The organism is Pseudomonas sivasensis (genome assembly GCF_013778505.1).
Classification (GTDB): domain Bacteria; phylum Pseudomonadota; class Gammaproteobacteria; order Pseudomonadales; family Pseudomonadaceae; genus Aquipseudomonas; species Aquipseudomonas sivasensis.
Genome location: NZ_JAAOWU010000001.1, coordinates 680768 through 695663, shown reverse-complemented (window position 1 = coordinate 695663; position 14896 = coordinate 680768). Strand labels below are relative to the sequence as shown.

Genomic DNA, 14896 nt, shown 5'->3' with positions numbered 1-14896 from the left:
TTCGGAAAGGATGTTTCTTATGAAGCGCTTGTTCTGTTTGGCTGCGATTGCGGCCGCTGTGGTGGGACACTCTTTTTCGGCGCAGGCCGCCGGGCTTGAGTTTGGCCTGGGGGCCACCAGTGATTCGACGCTCACCTATCGATTGGGGCTGACGTCGGATTGGGACAAGAGTTGGATGCAAAGTGATGTCGGTCGCCTGACCGGCTATTGGAGCGGCGCCTATACCTATTGGGAAGGTGATGACCGTGCAGGCGCCAGCAGCCTGTCGTTCTCGCCTGTCTTTGTGTATGAATTTGCCGGTCAGTCGGTCAAGCCCTACATCGAAGCCGGGATCGGCGTGGCGGTGTTCTCCCGTACCAAACTGGAGGACAACAACATCGGCCAGGCTTTCCAGTTCGAAGACCGCTTGGGTTTCGGCCTGCGCTTCACCGGTGGGCATGAAGTGGGCATTCGCGCCACGCACTACTCTAATGCCGGGATCAGCAGCAATAACGACGGTGTAGAAAGCTACTCACTGCACTACACGATGCCGCTGTAATTCAAAACCTTGTGGGAGGGGGCTTGCCCCGATGGCGGAGTGTCAGTCGCGGAATTTTCCAACTGATCCACCACTATCGGGGTCAAGCCCCCTTCCACATTGAGGTCGTCACTGGCCTTAGATCAGCGGTACGCCGTGGCGATTCCTTCGCGTTCGGTCAGGCACTCCGGTGCGCCCATCTCGAATTCCCGACAAATCAGCGGCCGACGCTCATAAATCGTGCACATCATCGTGTCCCGATCCAGCGCCGCGCACCAGCCGTCGTCCAGGCGCAGCATCACTTCGCCGCCCCAGTCGTCGGTGTCGATATAGCGCTCCGGCACGCCGGTGTCGGTGATCAACATGACTTCCAGCTGGCAGCAGCAGGCCGCGCACGTCGAGCAGGTGACGGTGGGCTCAGTGATTTGGGTGTGGGGGATGTTGGTCATAGGCGAGCAGTGTAAGGCAAGCCGGTCATTTGCGTATGAATGCTCTGACGGACGTCAGCGTGCCAGCCGGTGCAGCCCGACAAAAAGCACTGCCCAAAGCACGGCCAGGCCGGCCATTGTAGGGCCCAGGCCATAGCCAAATTGAACATCGGTCAATTGGCTCCCCGCGTAGTAGGACAACGGCCCGCCCATCGCGCCCAGCAGTGCGGCACGCCACCACGGCCGCGCGCTCCAGGCCAGGCAATGGCGCAGGGTGGTCGCCAGCAATGCCCATAGCAGCATCAACCAGAACGGAATCAATGGCCCCGGCTCGCTGAACTGGAAAACCCCAACGGCGCGCAGCAGCGTGTCCACTGCGGTGCCCACCAGCATCACGCTGATGATCAGTACACCGTCCTCGGCCCACGCACTTATCCACAGCAGGTGAACGGCCAGCACCGCCAGGCCAACCAGCAGCCATAGGCTGTCGCCGCCCAGCACACAGGCAAACCAGCCGCACTGGAACAGCGCGGCATTGGCCAGGGTTTTAAGCATTGAAGCGCCCGAGCAACGGCGGGTTGATGGCTGCCGGTTTGGCCAGCAGCAATTGCGCGGTGCCGATAGTGCGCTCCATAAAGCCACCTTCGCAGTAGCAGAGGTAAAACTCCCACAACCGCAAAAAGTATTCGTCATAGCCCAGCTCCGTCAGACGGCCGTGGGCGCGGCGAAAGTTCTCATGCCACAGGCGCAAGGTTCGCGCGTAGTGCAGGCCAAAGTCTTCCATGTGCAGCAGGTTCATATCGGTGTCGCGGCTGACGATCTGCAACATGTTCTGCACACTGGGCAAGGCGCCGCCGGGGAAAATGTAGCGCTGGATAAAGTCCACGCTGTTCTTGGCCTGCTCAAACCGTTGCTCACGGATCGTGATGGCCTGCAGCAGCATCAGCCCATCGCTCTTGAGCAAATGCGCGCACTGCTTGAAATAGGTGGGCAGAAAGCGATGGCCCACGGCTTCGATCATCTCGATGGATACCAGCTTGTCGTATTGGCCGGTGAGGTCGCGATAGTCGCTCAGCAGCAGCGTGACCTTGCCTTGCAAACCGAGGGTTTCGATGCGTTTTTCGGTGTAGGCGAATTGCTCCTTGGACAAGGTCGTGGTGGTGACCTTGCAGCCATAGTGTTGCGCCGCGTATAGCGCCATGCTGCCCCAGCCGGTGCCGATTTCCAGCAGGTGGTCGGTGGGTTTGAGCGCGAGTTTCTGGCAGATGCGTTCAAGCTTATTCAGTTGCGCCTGTTCCAGGGTGTCGTCGTCGCTCAGAAATTGCGCCGCCGAATACATCATGGTCGGGTCGAGGAATTCTTCGAACAGGTCGTTGCCAAGGTCGTAGTGCGCGGCGATGTTTTTCTGCGAGCCCTTGCGCGTATTGCGGTTGAGCCAGTGCAGACCTTGGGTGAACGGGCGTGCCAGCCGCGCCAGGCCACCTTCCATGGCGTCGAGCACGTCCAGGTTGCTGACCATCACACGTACCACCGCGGTCAGGTCCGGACTGCTCCAATAGCCGTGAATAAACGCCTCGCCGGCGCCGATGGAACCGTTGGCCGCCACCAGGCCCCACACCGCAGGGTCGAGGATTTGGATTTCCCCCAGCAAGTGCGCTTCCCGTGCGCCGAACACCTGCCGTTCGCCGTCCTCGATCACCACCAATTGGCCATGGCGCAATTGGCTGAGTTGGCGCAGTACGCCCTTGCGCAGCAGCGCACTGGTCACGCCGTTGACGTTCAGGCGGCTGGTCTTGACCGATAAGCTAGGGGATTTCATGGCGGCGATCCTTGGTATACCCGACTGCTGTACGAGAGGCGCCATCGGCGGCCCGGTGGGAAAAAATCGGTGTGCGTTTAAGAAACAGGCGTATCGCCTGCCAGTAAATGGCCAGGCAAGTCTTGGCGGTCATCCACGGAAATCGCCACAAGTAGCGATGCAGGCTGGCGCGGGTCAGCGCTTCCTTTTGCAGGCTCAAGGTGGCGTCGAAGACTTTCAGCTCGCCCTGCCAGTCGGCCATGTGCACGCCGAGCCTGTCTGCGGGCGGGCTGAAGCTCATGCGGTATTCCAGGTCGCGAGGCAGGAACGGCGACACATGGAAGGCCTTGGCCACCGCGAAATGCTGGTGCTCATCAGCGCCCAGGGCTTGGGCCGGCAGTACGTAGTGGTAGCGCTCGCGCCACGGGGTGTTGGTCACTTCACACAAGATCGCGGCCAGTTGCCCATCGGCCTCGAAACAGTAGAAGAAACTCACGGGATTAAAAGCCAGGCCCCAACTGCGGGCCTGGGTCAGTAGGCAGATAACGCCCTGAGGCGTATGCCCCAGAGCCTTGCCGACTTCCTGGCGCACGGCATCGCTCAAGCTCATGCCGTGACGCGTGAATTCACGCAGATAGTCCTGCTGACGAAAGCCGAAGGGCGCCAGGCGACTTGGTCCGGCCAACGGTGACAGTCCGAGGACTTCGTCTTGTTCGCTCAAATCCAGGTACAGCAGGCCGATGCGGTAGCGAAAGGCATGGGCCTTGGGCGCAAACCGTCGATGGGCAATCCAGCCGCTGTACAGGGCGCTGTTCACAGGGTTTCCCCAAAGGCCTGGGCCACGCGCAGCGCACTGACCACGCCGTCTTCGTGGAAACCATTGGCCCAGTAGGCGCCGCAATAAAACGTGTTGCGCACGCCGGCCAGTTCTTCCCAGCGGTTTTGCGCGGCCACCGCCGCCAGGCTGTATTGCGGATGCGCGTAGGTGAAGCGCGCGAGGATCTTCAGCGGGTTGATCATCGGCGTCTGGTTGAGGCTGACGCAAAAGGTGGTGGCGCTGTCGATGCCTTGCAGGATGTTCATGTCATAGGTGACGGCGGCCTGAGTCTGGATGTTACCGCTCAGCCGGTAATTCCAACTGGCCCAGGCCAGTTTGCGGTCGGGCAGCAGGCGCGTGTCGGTGTGCAAAACCACGTCGTTGTCGGCGTAGGGCAGGGCACCGAGAATCTCTTGTTCGGCCTGGCTTGGGTCGGCGAGCAATGCCAGCGCCTGGTCGCTATGACAGGCGAATACCACCCGATCAAATGCCTCGCTGCCGGCAGGACTGTGGATAACTACGCCTTGCTCGGTGCGCTCGACGTTATGCACAGGGCTGTTGAGGCGGATCTGCTCGCGAAAGCCGCGGGTCAGCGGTTCGATATAGCTGCTGGATCCACCTTCGATCACACACCACTGCGGCCGGTTGTTCACCGACAGCAAGCCGTGGTTCTTGAAGAAGCGCACAAAGAATTGCAGCGGAAAACTCAGCATGTCCGCCAGGGACATCGACCAGATCGCCGCACCCATCGGCACGATGTAGTGCCGCACAAAGCGCTCGCCGTAGCCGCCGGCCGTGAGGTAATCGCCCAAGGTCATCTCGGCACTGATGCGTTGCTCCTGCAGGTCCAGCGGTGCCTGGCGGTTGAACCGCAGGATGTCGCGCAACATGCCCCAGAAGCCCGGCGACAGGATATTGCGGCGTTGGGCGAACAGGCTGTTGAGGTTATTGCCGTTGTATTCGAACCGGGTTTTTTCGTCACACACCGAAAAGCTCATTTCGGTGGGTTTGAACGAGACACCGATCTGCCCCAGCAGGCGGATGAAGTTGGGGTAGGTCCAGTCGTTGAACACGATGAAGCCGGTATCCACTGCGTAGCTTTTGCCGTCGACGCTGACGTTGACCGTATGGGTATGCCCGCCGATACGGTCGCCCGCTTCGAACACGGTGACTTCGTGACTGCGGCTAAGCAGGTAGGCGCTGGTCAGGCCAGCAATGCCGCTGCCGATAATGGCGATCTTCACAGGTCGTCCTTTTTCGGTGGCGGGCTGCGCAGCATGCGTTTGCCGATGATCAATTGCGCGCGATTAGGCAGTTTCGACAGCGGCCACAGGGTGGCGATAAACAAGGCCGGGAAGGCGATTTCCAGTGGGCGTTTGTCCAGCTTGGAGAATATATGCCGAGCAGCCTTGTCGGCCGGCCAGCTCAGGGGCATCGGGAAGTCATTGCGCTCGGTCAGTGGTGTATCGACGAAGCCCGGGCTGATCACGGTGACATCGATATTTTCCGGCGACAGGCTGATGCGCAGGGACTCGAACAGATAACGCAGGCCGGCCTTGGACGCGCCATAGGCTTCTGCGCGGGGCATCGGCAGGTAGGTCACGGCGCTGGCGACGCCCACCAGATGCGGTGCACGCCCGACACGCAACAACGGCAGGGCCGCTTCGATGCAATAACTGCTGGCCAGCAGGTTGGTGCGCACCACATGCTCGATGATCGATGAATCAAACTGCTTGGCGTCGACATATTCACAGGTGCCGGCGTTAAGGATCACGGTGTCGAGCGAGCCCCAGACGTCACCGATGTGCTCGCCAATTTCGCGCACGGTCTGGCTGTTGGTCAGGTCACCGGCCACCACCAACACTTGGCCGGGGTAGCGTAGAGCCAGCGCATCCAGCGGTGCCTGGGTGCGAGAACTCAAGGCGACATGGGCGCCGCTGTTAAGCAGCTCCACGGCCAAGGCGGCGCCTATCCCACTGCTGGCACCGGTCAGCCAATAACGACGTGGCGACACTGCGTTCATCCCACTCTCCTTTTGAGCCAACTGACGACTCTGCCCAGCACGGGCAGGTGCTCGTAGAGCATGGCGCCGGCATCGAAGTAATCGCAGTGGCGGTACACCTTGTCCCGCCACATCAGGTGCGAGCATCCTTCCACCCGGATGACTTGGCCGTTGGCCAGGCGTGGGTGGCAAAAACTCATTTTCCAGCGCAGGTAGCCTTCGCCTTCGGCCACTTGGTCGAAACCGTGGAAGTCGAAGCGCAGTTGGCTGACGTTGCTGTACAACTCGGCGAAATAACTGTGCAACGCGGTCAGCCCATGGACCTCGTGCAGCGGGTCGGTAAAGGCAATGTCCTTGCTGTACAGGCTGTCGAGCAGGTGCAGGTTGTGCTTGTCCAGCGTGGCGAAGGTTTGGGCGAAGCGTTGCAGGAAGTCACTCATGTTCGACGACCGATTGACGTGAAGGCAGGCTACGGAAGGCGGCCAGGGCGCGCTCGCGGGACTTCTTCAAGTCGACAATCGAGCGCGGATAATCTGCCACGCCAAACAGACCACCGGCGGCTTCGGGGTTATGCACTTCCTTTTTATTCAGTGCGGCCAATTCCGGCAGCCAGTGCTTGATGAACACACCTTCGCTGTCGAATTTTTCTGACTGGCTCAGCGGGCTGAAAATCCGGAAGTAGGGCGCCGAGTCGGTACCGGTGGACGAGCTCCACTGCCAGCCACCGTTATTGGCGGCCAAGTCGCCGTCGATCAGGTGACGCATGAAGAAGCGCTCGCCTTCACGCCAGTCGATCAGCAGGTTTTTGGTCAGGAACATTGCCACTACCATGCGCAGGCGGTTGTGCATCCAGCCGGTTTCCAGCAATTGACGCATGGCGGCGTCGATGATCGGCAGGCCAGTGCGAGCTTCTTGCCAGGCTGCCAGATCCTTGGGCGCATCACGCCAGGCCACGTCCTCGGTCTCGGGGCGGAACGCACGGTGACGGGACACCCGTGGGTAGCCCACCAGAATGTGTTTATAGAACTCACGCCAGAGCAGTTCGTTGATCCAGGTGATGGCGCCGATGTCGCCACTTTCGAATTCGCCTTGGTTGCTCTGCAACGCTGCATGCAGGCACTGGCGCGGCGAAACCACGCCGGCAGCGAGGTAGGCCGACAGCTGGCTGGTACCGGGCTTGGCGGGGAAGTCGCGTTCGTCTTTGTAGTAGCTGATCTGCTGGTCGGCGAATGCATCGAGGCGTCGCCGGGCTTCGTCCTCACCGGCTGGCCATAGGGCACGCAGGGTGTCGCTGGGCGGCTCGAAGCCTGCGACGGTGGTCGGGACCGGATCGCTTTTAAGGTCGAGTTTGGCCTGGGCCTTTGGCGTGGGCACTAACTGTGGAAGCGCGCTGTGCAGCCGTGTGTAGCAGACCTTGCGGAACTGACTGAAGACCTGGAAGTAGGTGCCGGTCTTGGTCAGCACACTGCCCGGTTGGAAGAACAATTGATCAAGGTAACTGTGGAAGGTCACGCCCTCGGCTTCCAGCGCCTGGGCCACGGCGGCGTCACGACGGCTTTCATGAATGCCGTACTCCTCGTTGACGTGCAGCGATTGCGCCGACAGGTCCCGGCACAGTTCGCTGAGCACGCTGGGCGCCTGGTCCCAGGTGGCAGCTGTGCGGATCAGCAGGGGAATGTTCAGCTCGCCTAAGTCTTTGCTCAAGTGCTGCAGGTTGCGCAGCCAGAAGTCGACCTTGCACGGAGCATCATCGTGGGCCAGCCATTGCTCAGGCGTGATCAGGTACACGGCGGCAACCGGGCCTCGCTGGGTCGCGGCGGCCAAGGCGGTGTTGTCGTGTAGGCGCAGGTCGGTGCGCAGCCAGATCAAGTGCATTTAAATAAGTCCACGCTGTATCAGTAGCTGGTGGGCCGACAACACATCTTCGGCCACGAATAATTCAGGAGTGTCATGGGTTAATACGGCTAACTCCGCCTGATGGATGCAGACCGTTGGTCCGACGAGCAGCGTCGGGCGGCTGACGCCCGTGAGCAGCTTGGTCAGGCCCGGCAGGTGCAGGGCTTTGCTCGAATACAGCAAGACCGCGCGCGGTTGCAGGTGCTCGACTGCAAGGGCGAGCTCGCCGGCGGGCAGCGGCCAGTCAAACACTTCCACGGGGCAGTCGGCGCTGCTGGCCAGCCAGGCGCTGAGCCACAAATGCGGCTCCAGGGGCAGGTCGGACTGGTTAATCAGCAGCAGCGGCGCACCGTGCAACTGGCGATTGTTGTGGTAGATGCGCGCACCGAACTTGCTGCGCAGCCAGGACAGGAAAAATACCCGCTCCATCTGCGCGCCGAACTGGCCCTGCCAACGCTGCTCCAGCTCCTTGATCAGCGGCAGTAGCAGTTGCTCACACAGGGTGCGCGGCGGGTACAGTGCCATGGCCTGGTTGAAGGCATCGTCGACCCGGCGTTCGGTCAGTTCGCTGATGGCCTGTACCAAGGTCTGGCGCAGGGTGTGCCATTCATTCTGCGACGTATCGGTGTTGGCCTGGGCAGAGTCGATCAGGTGCTTCACCTGGCTGACCGGCACGCCGCGATTGAGCCAGGTGAGGATGGCGTGGATGCGTTGTACATGGTCGGCGCTGAACAGCCGATGGCCCTTGGGTGTGCGCTGGGGCACGATCAGGCCATAGCGACGCTCCCAGGCGCGCAGGGTCACAGCGTTGACGCCGGTCTGGCGCGCCACTTCGCGGATCGGCAGCCAGCCGTCTTCCAGGGCTTGAGCGATGTCTTCGCCGGGTTCGTCTTGCAGGGCAGCTTTCATGGTCTAGATCGCATTACGCAGGCTGAGATTTTCCGGGTGCGGTTGCAGGTACGCCTGCTGCGCGATGTAGCGGTCCGGGTGTTGGCGAAAGTGATGCTTGAGCAGCGTCAGCGGCACCACCAGCGGCACGATGCCGTGGCGGTATTGGCCGATGACGGTTTGCATTTCCTGCTTGTCATCGGCGCTGATCACTTGCTTGAGGTAGCCGCTGATGTGTTGCAGCACATTGGTGTGGGTGCCGCGAGTGGCGCATTTGGTCAGGCCGGTCATCAAATCGCTGAAGTAAGACTCGGCGAGTTCATTGAGGTCGGTGCCTTTGCCCATGCTGCCCAGCAGGTGACCCAGGCTTTTGTAATGGGCGGGACTGTGGGCCATCAGCAGGTATTTGTAGCGCGAGTGAAAGGCCAGCAGGCGGTGACGGGTCAGCCCTTCGGCCAGCAGCTTTTGCCAACTGGCGTAGACGAAAACGCGGGTCAGGAAGTTTTCCCGCAGCACCGGGTCGTTAAGTCGGCCGTCTTCTTCGACCGGTAGGTTGGGGTGGCGCGCGCAAAACGCCTGGGCATAGATGCCGCGTCCGCCACCGTCGACCGGTGTGCCGTTTTCGCGGTACACCTTGACTCGCTCCAGTCCACAGGACGGCGACTTCTGCATGAAGATGTAGCCGCACAGATCGGTATGTTCTTCAGCCATCTGCTGGCCGTATTCGTTCAGGGGCTGGGTCACGTTGAGTTCGCGGCGCACAGTGCCCACGGCCTGCGGATGGGCAGGGTCGCCAACCAGGCGGATCGGTTCGCGGGGGATGCCCAGGCCGATCGCAACTTCGGGGCACAGGGGCACAAAGTCGAAGTAGTCGGCGAGGGTTTGGCTGCAGAGCAGGGACTGTTTATGGCCGCCATTGAAGCGCACGTTCTCGCCTAGTAGGCAGGCGCTGATAGCGATCTTCGGTTTTGCGCTGCTGGACATGGCCAAACCTCTGCAAGATTCTTGTACAAGCGTTGATTTCTGTACAACTAATCTCATCATAGGTCTGAAGCTGTACAAGTCAAATTATTTGTACAGGTTTTTTTGCGGGGGACTATTTCCAGCCCATTTTCCATGCCTCGGCATTCTGCAAGGTCTGCCACGGAAGGCGTTCGCCGCGTTTGGTCATGATGGCTTGCAGCTCGATTTCCAGCACCGTGCCTTCTTCATCCCGAAACAGCTCGGTGACCAAAAAGTGTTTTTCCTTATTAAGGGGATGGGCTGCTGTCCACTTTGACAGCAGCAGCTTGGCGGGGTTGATGCGGTTCATTGCAGGTGCTCGATCAGGCGTCGCGCGGCTTCCTGGCCACTGAGCCAGGCGCCTTCCACTCGACCGGACAGGCACCAGTCGCCACACACGTACAGACCCAGGTCGGCATCGGCCAGCACACCGAATTCATGGCTGCTGGACGGCCGCGCATAGAGCCAGCGGTGCGCCAGGCTGAACGACGGCGCAGGCATGGCGCTGTGCAGTAACTCGGCGAAGGCGCCGTGCAGGTGTTCGATCACGGCTTCCTTGGACAGGTCCAAGTGGGCTTTGCTCCAGGCGCTGGTGGCGTGCAGCACCCAGGTGTCGAGGGTGGTGTCGCGTCCAGGTTTGCTGCGGTTACGCGCCAGCCAGTCGAGGGGGCTGTCCTGCACGAAGCAGCCTTCCATTGGCGTATCAAGGGGGGTGTCGAAGGCCAGGGCGATGGCCCAGGTGGGGTCCATTTTTACCCCTGCGGCGGCGCTGGCCAGCTTTGGCGCAGCAGCGAGCAGGGCGGTGGCTTGTGGCGCTGGCGTGGCGATGATCACGTGGCTGAATGGTCCATGATTGCCACCGTCAGCGTCGAGCAGGTTCCAGTGTTGAGTCCCTTGGAACACCTCGGTAATGCGGCAACCGAACTCCACCGGCAAGTCATCGAGCAGGGCACGGGTGATGGCGCTCATGCGCGGTGAGCCTACCCAGCGGATCTGCTCGTCGGGGGAAGGGGTGAGCTGGCCGGATTTGAAGTTGTACAACTGCGGTTTCCACTGCTCGGCCCAGCCGTTGCTTTGCCAGCGTTGCACTTCATTGACGAAGCGTCGGTCGCGGGCGGTGAAGTATTGGGCGCCCATGTCCAGCGCACCGGCATCACTGCGCTTGCTGGACATGCGGCCGCCACTGCCGCGGCTTTTATCGAAGAGTTGCACAGCGTGCCCGGCGTCTCGTAACGCTCGGGCGGCGGAGAGACCGGCGATGCCGGTACCGATGATCGCGATGGGGACAGTCATGGAGGGCCTCGTTCTACCGTTGGGTACAGACTACGCCGACACCAATAGCTGTACAATATTGTTTTTTGGTATAAGTTTTGGCGTACCTGAACGTGTGGCGTGGCCTATGGTTAAAGCTGAGGCTTAAACAACAGTCACGCACGATTACAAATTGATCCCTGCTTATAAAATAGACCAGTGATCGGCGGCGAACGTTACATGAGGAAGATCCCATGCACATTTTGCTGACCGGCGGTACCGGCTTGATCGGCCGCCAACTCTGCCAACACTGGCTCGGTCAAGGCCATCGCCTGACCGTGTGGAGCCGTCATCCCGAAGAGGTTGCCGCCTTGTGTGGCGCCGAGGTGCTGGGCGTTGCGCGCCTGGAAGAGGTGATCGGCGTCGTGGACGCTGTGGTCAACCTCGCCGGCGCCGCCATCGCCGATCGTCCCTGGACCCACAAACGCAAGGCGCTGTTGTGGAGCAGTCGCATCGGTCTTACCGAAACCCTGTTGGCGTGGCTGGAAGGTCTTGCGCAAAAGCCGGCGGTGTTGATTTCCGGCTCGGCGGTGGGCTGGTACGGCGACGGTGGTGAGCGCGAACTGACCGAGGCCAGTGGTCCGGTACAGGACGATTTTCCCAGCCAGCTCTGTATCGCCTGGGAGGAAACCGCCCAGCGTGCCGAAGCTTTGGGCATGCGCGTGGTTCTGGTGCGCACCGGTTTGGTATTGGCGGCCGAGGGCGGCTTTTTGTCGCGGCTGCTGCTGCCGTTCAAACTGGCGCTGGGCGGGCCTATCGGTAATGGTCGGCAGTGGATGCCATGGGTGCATATCAAGGATCAAATCGCCCTGATTGATTTTCTTCTGCACAAGGATGACGCCAGCGGTCCTTATAATGCCTGCGCCCCACACCCAGTGCGTAACCGCGAGTTCGCCAAGACCCTGGGCCAGGTACTGCACCGCCCGGCGTTCATGCCGATGCCAGCCTTTGCGCTGAAGGTAGGCTTGGGTGAGTTGTCGGGGCTGTTGCTGGGCGGGCAGAAGGCGATTCCCGAACGCTTGATGGCCGCCGGTTTCACTTTCCAGTTCACTGAGTTGCATACGGCTTTGGATGACTTGTCCAGCCGCCTCTAGAAATAGGATGTTGCATGACGGATCACGCGTTGTTACTGGTCAACCTGGGTTCACCGGCGTCCACTTCGGTGGCGGATGTGCGCAGCTACCTTAACCAGTTTTTGATGGACCCTTATGTGATTGACTTGCCGTGGCCGGTACGTCGATTGCTGGTGTCGCTGATCCTGATCAAGCGCCCCGAGCAGTCGGCCCATGCCTATGCGTCGATCTGGTGGGATGAAGGTTCGCCGCTGGTTGTGCTCAGTCGTCGCCTGCAACAGCAGATGACGGCGCAGTGGACACAAGGCCCGGTGGAACTGGCCATGCGTTATGGCGAGCCGTCCCTGGAAACGACACTGACGCGCCTCGCCACCCAGGGTATTCAGAAGATCACCCTGGCGCCGTTGTACCCGCAGTTCGCCGACAGCACCGTGACCACGGTGATCGAAGAAGCCCGGCGCGTGGTGCGAAGCAAGAAACTGAATGTGCGACTCTCGATTCTGCAGCCGTTCTACGACCAGCCGGAATACCTTGATGCCCTGGCGGCGAGCGCACGGCGTTATGTCGAGCAGGATTACGATCACTTGCTGCTGAGCTTCCACGGTTTGCCCGAGCGCCACCTGACTAAGCTCGACCCGACTGGCCAGCATTGTTTCAAGGATGCCGACTGCTGCAAGAAAGCCTCGCCTGAAGTGCTTGCCAAATGCTATCGCGCACAATGTTTCAGTGTTGCCCGCGATGTAGCCGCCCGCCTGGGTTTGCCGGATGGCAAATGGTCGGTGGCGTTTCAATCGCGTCTGGGCCGTGCGAAGTGGATCGAGCCCTACACTGAAGCTCGCCTGGAGGCGCTGGCCCAGCAAGGCGTGAAAAAGCTGCTGGTGATGTGCCCGGCGTTTGTGGCCGATTGCATCGAGACCCTGGAAGAAATTGGCGATCGGGGGTTGGAGCAATTCCGTGAGGCGGGGGGCGAGGAGTTGGTGTTGGTGCCGTGCTTGAATGATGATCCGCAGTGGGCGGCGGCGCTCAATACTTTGTGCGAAAGAGCGCCGTTGTCCCTATAGGCTGAGGCTCAAGCTGACGGTGAGATTGCGCGGTTCGCCGGGGCTGATCCAGTAGTTGCTGTAGGACCGCTCGTAGTACTTCTCGTCAAACAGGTTGTTCAGATTCAGGCCCACAGTCACGTTCTCGGTGGCTTTGTAGTGCGCCAGCAAATCCACGGTGTGGTAGGCCGGCAGTTCAAAACTGCTGCCGGCTTCACCCGAGCGGTCACCCACATAGGTGAACGCCGCGCCCACGTCTGAGCCGCGCAAGGCGCCGTCCTGGAATTCATACACCCCCAACAGACTGCCGCTGCGCTTGGCCACGCCGAGAATGCGGCTGCCCGCCGGAATGGCCTTGTCGCCCTTGGTCACCTCGGCGTCAATGTAGGCGAAGGCGCCGATCACTCGCACCGCGTCGGTCAGTTGCCCGGTCAGTTGCAGATCAAAGCCCTGGCTGCGAGCCTTGCCCATTGCACGGTTGGTGTTGGTGGCCGGGTCCAGGGCCAATACGTTTTCCTTTTCGATATGGAACGCCGCGAGGGTAGCGCTGAGGCGGTCGTCGAACAGCTCGCTCTTGATCCCAACTTCATAACCTACGCCTTCTTCGGGCTTGAAGGTTTTACCTGTCGCGTCCAGGCCGCTGTTGGGTTTGAACGAAGTGGAGGCATTGGCGAACACGCCGACTTCGGGGGTGAGTTGATAAAGCAGGCCGGCGCGCTGGGTAAGAGCGTCGTGAGTTTGCCGGCTCGGTGGGACATTTCGAGTGAAGTCGTCGACGGTTTGCTGGAAATGCTCGAAGCGTGCGCCGACCATGCCGCGTAGGCGATCGGTAAAGACGATTTGGTCTTGCAGGTTAAGCGCGTGGCTTTTGGTGTGCTCGAAAAAGTCGGTGCCGGAGCGTATGCCATTGGGTTTGGTTTGGCCGTAGACCGGGTTGTAGATGTCGATGGCGTACGAGCTACCGGGGCTGCCGGCGATGGCCGTCACGCGTTCCTTCTTGCGGTAGTCCTCGTATTCAGTGCCGATCAACAGTTCATGCTGCCAGCTGCCGACGTCGAACAGGCCGCGCAGTTCCAACTGGGTGATGCTGTCGTGCCAGCCCATGGCGCGTTCGCGGTAGCGGCGGTTTAGGGTATGGCCATCTGCATTGAGAGCTCGGTTTTCCGAGGCGTCGCCCCACAGGCTACCTTGTTTGTAGTGGCTGGCCAGGCGCAGTTTCCAGGCGTCGTTTAGGTGATGTTCGAGGGTCGCCTGGATGCGATTGTTGTGGTTGTCGATGTCACCGTCGTTGGGTTCGCCGAGGAAGGTTTCGCGTGACAGGCCGGGGGCGTCGACGATGCCACGGTCGAAGGTTGAGCTGTGGCGCACGAATTCACTTTCGACGAGCAGGCTGGTGTTTGGGTCCAATTGCCAACTGAACGAGGGCGCGACGAACACGCTCTTGCTCTGCACGTGATCGCGGAAGCTGTGGTTGTCTTCGACTGCCAGGTTGACCCGCGACAGCACGTGGCCTTCGTTGTCCAGCGGCGTGTTGACGTCGAGAGCGGTGCGATAACGGTCCCAACTGCCGGCACTGGTTTGCAGGGTAGTGAAGGCTTCTGGCTGAGGTTTTTTGGTCACGATATTCACGGTGCCCCCTGGGTCGCCACGCCCGTACAAACTGGCCGCGGGGCCTTTGAGCACTTCGATGCGTTCGATAGTGGCCGCGTCCGGTGTGCTCGGGTAACCACGGTTGGCGCTGAAACCGTCTTGATAGAATTCTGAGGTGGTGAAGCCGCGCACGCTGTATTCGTAGAGTGTCAGGCCGCCAAAGTTATTTTGCTTGGATACGCCGCCCGCGAATTCCAGGGCGCGTTCCACGTTGGTGCTGCCCAGGTCTTTGAGCACCGTTGCCGGAATAACGCTGATGGATTGTGGGATATCGCGCAGGGCCGTGTCGGTTTTAGTCGCACTGGCTGAACGCGTGGCGCGGTAGCCCTTCACTGGGCCGGTTGCGGATTCATAGGCGTCGGTGGTGACGCTGATGGTATCGAGTTCGACGGTGGTTTCTTCGGCAAAAGCGGGATCAAGCAGCAAGCCCAAGGCCAGGCCAGCTAAGGGGGCAATTCTTCGAGACGGCATGAT

16 protein-coding genes are annotated in these 14896 nt (G+C 60.7%); 3 read left to right on the top strand and 13 right to left on the bottom strand.

Annotated features, from left to right (window positions below):
* Nucleotides 1-19 precede the first annotated feature (19 nt).
* Nucleotides 20-538 carry an acyloxyacyl hydrolase gene (locus G9Q84_RS03160; protein ID WP_032886125.1) on the top strand — a complete coding sequence of 173 codons (519 nt, stop codon included), beginning with the start codon at nt 20-22 and terminating at the stop codon, nt 536-538.
* Between the two features lie 122 nt (nt 539-660).
* On the opposite strand, the gene G9Q84_RS03155 is transcribed toward G9Q84_RS03160, so the two are convergent.
* From G9Q84_RS03155 to G9Q84_RS03100, 12 genes are all read right to left on the bottom strand, one after another.
* Nucleotides 661-966 (bottom strand): YkgJ family cysteine cluster protein, encoded by a 306-nt coding sequence (locus G9Q84_RS03155; protein ID WP_032886126.1) that lies wholly within the window; start codon nt 964-966, stop codon nt 661-663.
* 54 nt (nt 967-1020) lie between these two features.
* On the bottom strand, nt 1021-1500 hold the full coding sequence (locus G9Q84_RS03150) for a DUF2878 domain-containing protein (RefSeq protein ID WP_032886128.1): 480 nt from the start codon (nt 1498-1500) through the stop codon (nt 1021-1023).
* Entirely contained in the window at nt 1493-2764 is a 1272-nt protein-coding gene (locus tag G9Q84_RS03145; RefSeq protein WP_181642874.1) for an SAM-dependent methyltransferase, read from the bottom strand. Before G9Q84_RS03145 ends, G9Q84_RS03150 begins: the two co-directional genes overlap by 8 nt.
* Nucleotides 2751-3560, bottom strand: a complete 810-nt coding sequence (locus tag G9Q84_RS03140) for a DUF1365 domain-containing protein (RefSeq protein WP_095183775.1) — start codon at nt 3558-3560, stop codon at nt 2751-2753. Before G9Q84_RS03140 ends, G9Q84_RS03145 begins: the two co-directional genes overlap by 14 nt.
* The gene (locus tag G9Q84_RS03135) at nt 3557-4804 is read right to left on the bottom strand and encodes an NAD(P)/FAD-dependent oxidoreductase (protein ID WP_181642873.1); all 1248 of its coding nucleotides are present in this window, start codon (nt 4802-4804) and stop codon (nt 3557-3559) included. The genes G9Q84_RS03140 and G9Q84_RS03135 overlap by 4 nt, the downstream gene beginning before the upstream one ends.
* Complete coding sequence (locus tag G9Q84_RS03130; RefSeq protein WP_032886135.1) at nt 4801-5583, bottom strand: SDR family NAD(P)-dependent oxidoreductase; 783 nt, start codon at nt 5581-5583, stop codon at nt 4801-4803. Before G9Q84_RS03130 ends, G9Q84_RS03135 begins: the two co-directional genes overlap by 4 nt.
* Nucleotides 5580-6002: a nuclear transport factor 2 family protein gene (locus G9Q84_RS03125; RefSeq protein WP_181642872.1), complete on the bottom strand. Its 423-nt coding sequence runs from the start codon at nt 6000-6002 to the stop codon at nt 5580-5582. Before G9Q84_RS03125 ends, G9Q84_RS03130 begins: the two co-directional genes overlap by 4 nt.
* The gene (gene phrB, locus G9Q84_RS03120) at nt 5995-7437 is read right to left on the bottom strand and encodes a deoxyribodipyrimidine photo-lyase (protein WP_122764711.1); all 1443 of its coding nucleotides are present in this window, start codon (nt 7435-7437) and stop codon (nt 5995-5997) included. Before phrB ends, G9Q84_RS03125 begins: the two co-directional genes overlap by 8 nt.
* Nucleotides 7438-8367 carry a MerR family transcriptional regulator gene (locus G9Q84_RS03115; protein ID WP_095183779.1) on the bottom strand — a complete coding sequence of 310 codons (930 nt, stop codon included), beginning with the start codon at nt 8365-8367 and terminating at the stop codon, nt 7438-7440.
* 3 nt (nt 8368-8370) lie between these two features.
* The gene (locus G9Q84_RS03110; protein ID WP_095183780.1) at nt 8371-9330 is read right to left on the bottom strand and encodes a YbgA family protein; all 960 of its coding nucleotides are present in this window, start codon (nt 9328-9330) and stop codon (nt 8371-8373) included.
* 112 nt (nt 9331-9442) lie between these two features.
* Nucleotides 9443-9658 carry a TIGR02450 family Trp-rich protein gene (locus tag G9Q84_RS03105; protein ID WP_181642871.1) on the bottom strand — a complete coding sequence of 72 codons (216 nt, stop codon included), beginning with the start codon at nt 9656-9658 and terminating at the stop codon, nt 9443-9445.
* Nucleotides 9655-10641, bottom strand: coding sequence for an NAD(P)/FAD-dependent oxidoreductase (locus tag G9Q84_RS03100; RefSeq protein ID WP_095183781.1), 987 nt, complete (start codon nt 10639-10641; stop codon nt 9655-9657). The genes G9Q84_RS03105 and G9Q84_RS03100 overlap by 4 nt, the downstream gene beginning before the upstream one ends.
* A 212-nt stretch (nt 10642-10853) precedes the next feature.
* On the opposite strand from G9Q84_RS03100, the gene G9Q84_RS03095 reads away from it, so the two are divergent.
* Both G9Q84_RS03095 and hemH read left to right on the top strand, forming a co-directional pair.
* A complete protein-coding gene (locus G9Q84_RS03095) occupies nt 10854-11753 on the top strand; it encodes a TIGR01777 family oxidoreductase (RefSeq protein WP_032886147.1) in 900 nt (299 codons plus the stop codon).
* 14 nt (nt 11754-11767) lie between these two features.
* Entirely contained in the window at nt 11768-12793 is a 1026-nt protein-coding gene (gene hemH, locus G9Q84_RS03090) for a ferrochelatase (protein WP_032886152.1), read from the top strand.
* Here hemH and G9Q84_RS03085 read toward each other — a convergent pair.
* Nucleotides 12788-14893: a TonB-dependent siderophore receptor gene (locus G9Q84_RS03085; RefSeq protein WP_181642870.1), complete on the bottom strand. Its 2106-nt coding sequence runs from the start codon at nt 14891-14893 to the stop codon at nt 12788-12790. The genes hemH and G9Q84_RS03085 overlap by 6 nt on opposite strands.
* Nucleotides 14894-14896 lie beyond the last annotated feature (3 nt).

Coding starts and splice junctions, on each gene's coding strand:
- G9Q84_RS03145 (WP_181642874.1), bottom strand. CDS start 2,764: ATGAAATCCCCTAGCTTATCGGTCAAGACCAGCCGCCTGAACGTCAAC.
- G9Q84_RS03115 (WP_095183779.1), bottom strand. CDS start 8,367: ATGAAAGCTGCCCTGCAAGACGAACCCGGCGAAGACATCGCTCAAGCC.
- G9Q84_RS03130 (WP_032886135.1), bottom strand. CDS start 5,583: ATGAACGCAGTGTCGCCACGTCGTTATTGGCTGACCGGTGCCAGCAGT.
- G9Q84_RS03095 (WP_032886147.1), top strand. CDS start 10,854: ATGCACATTTTGCTGACCGGCGGTACCGGCTTGATCGGCCGCCAACTC.
- G9Q84_RS03125 (WP_181642872.1), bottom strand. CDS start 6,002: ATGAGTGACTTCCTGCAACGCTTCGCCCAAACCTTCGCCACGCTGGAC.
- G9Q84_RS03110 (WP_095183780.1), bottom strand. CDS start 9,330: ATGTCCAGCAGCGCAAAACCGAAGATCGCTATCAGCGCCTGCCTACTA.
- G9Q84_RS03150 (WP_032886128.1), bottom strand. CDS start 1,500: ATGCTTAAAACCCTGGCCAATGCCGCGCTGTTCCAGTGCGGCTGGTTT.
- G9Q84_RS03160 (WP_032886125.1), top strand. CDS start 20: ATGAAGCGCTTGTTCTGTTTGGCTGCGATTGCGGCCGCTGTGGTGGGA.
- G9Q84_RS03105 (WP_181642871.1), bottom strand. CDS start 9,658: ATGAACCGCATCAACCCCGCCAAGCTGCTGCTGTCAAAGTGGACAGCA.
- hemH (WP_032886152.1), top strand. CDS start 11,768: ATGACGGATCACGCGTTGTTACTGGTCAACCTGGGTTCACCGGCGTCC.
- phrB (WP_122764711.1), bottom strand. CDS start 7,437: ATGCACTTGATCTGGCTGCGCACCGACCTGCGCCTACACGACAACACC.
- G9Q84_RS03100 (WP_095183781.1), bottom strand. CDS start 10,641: ATGACTGTCCCCATCGCGATCATCGGTACCGGCATCGCCGGTCTCTCC.
- G9Q84_RS03085 (WP_181642870.1), bottom strand. CDS start 14,893: ATGCCGTCTCGAAGAATTGCCCCCTTAGCTGGCCTGGCCTTGGGCTTG.
- G9Q84_RS03155 (WP_032886126.1), bottom strand. CDS start 966: ATGACCAACATCCCCCACACCCAAATCACTGAGCCCACCGTCACCTGC.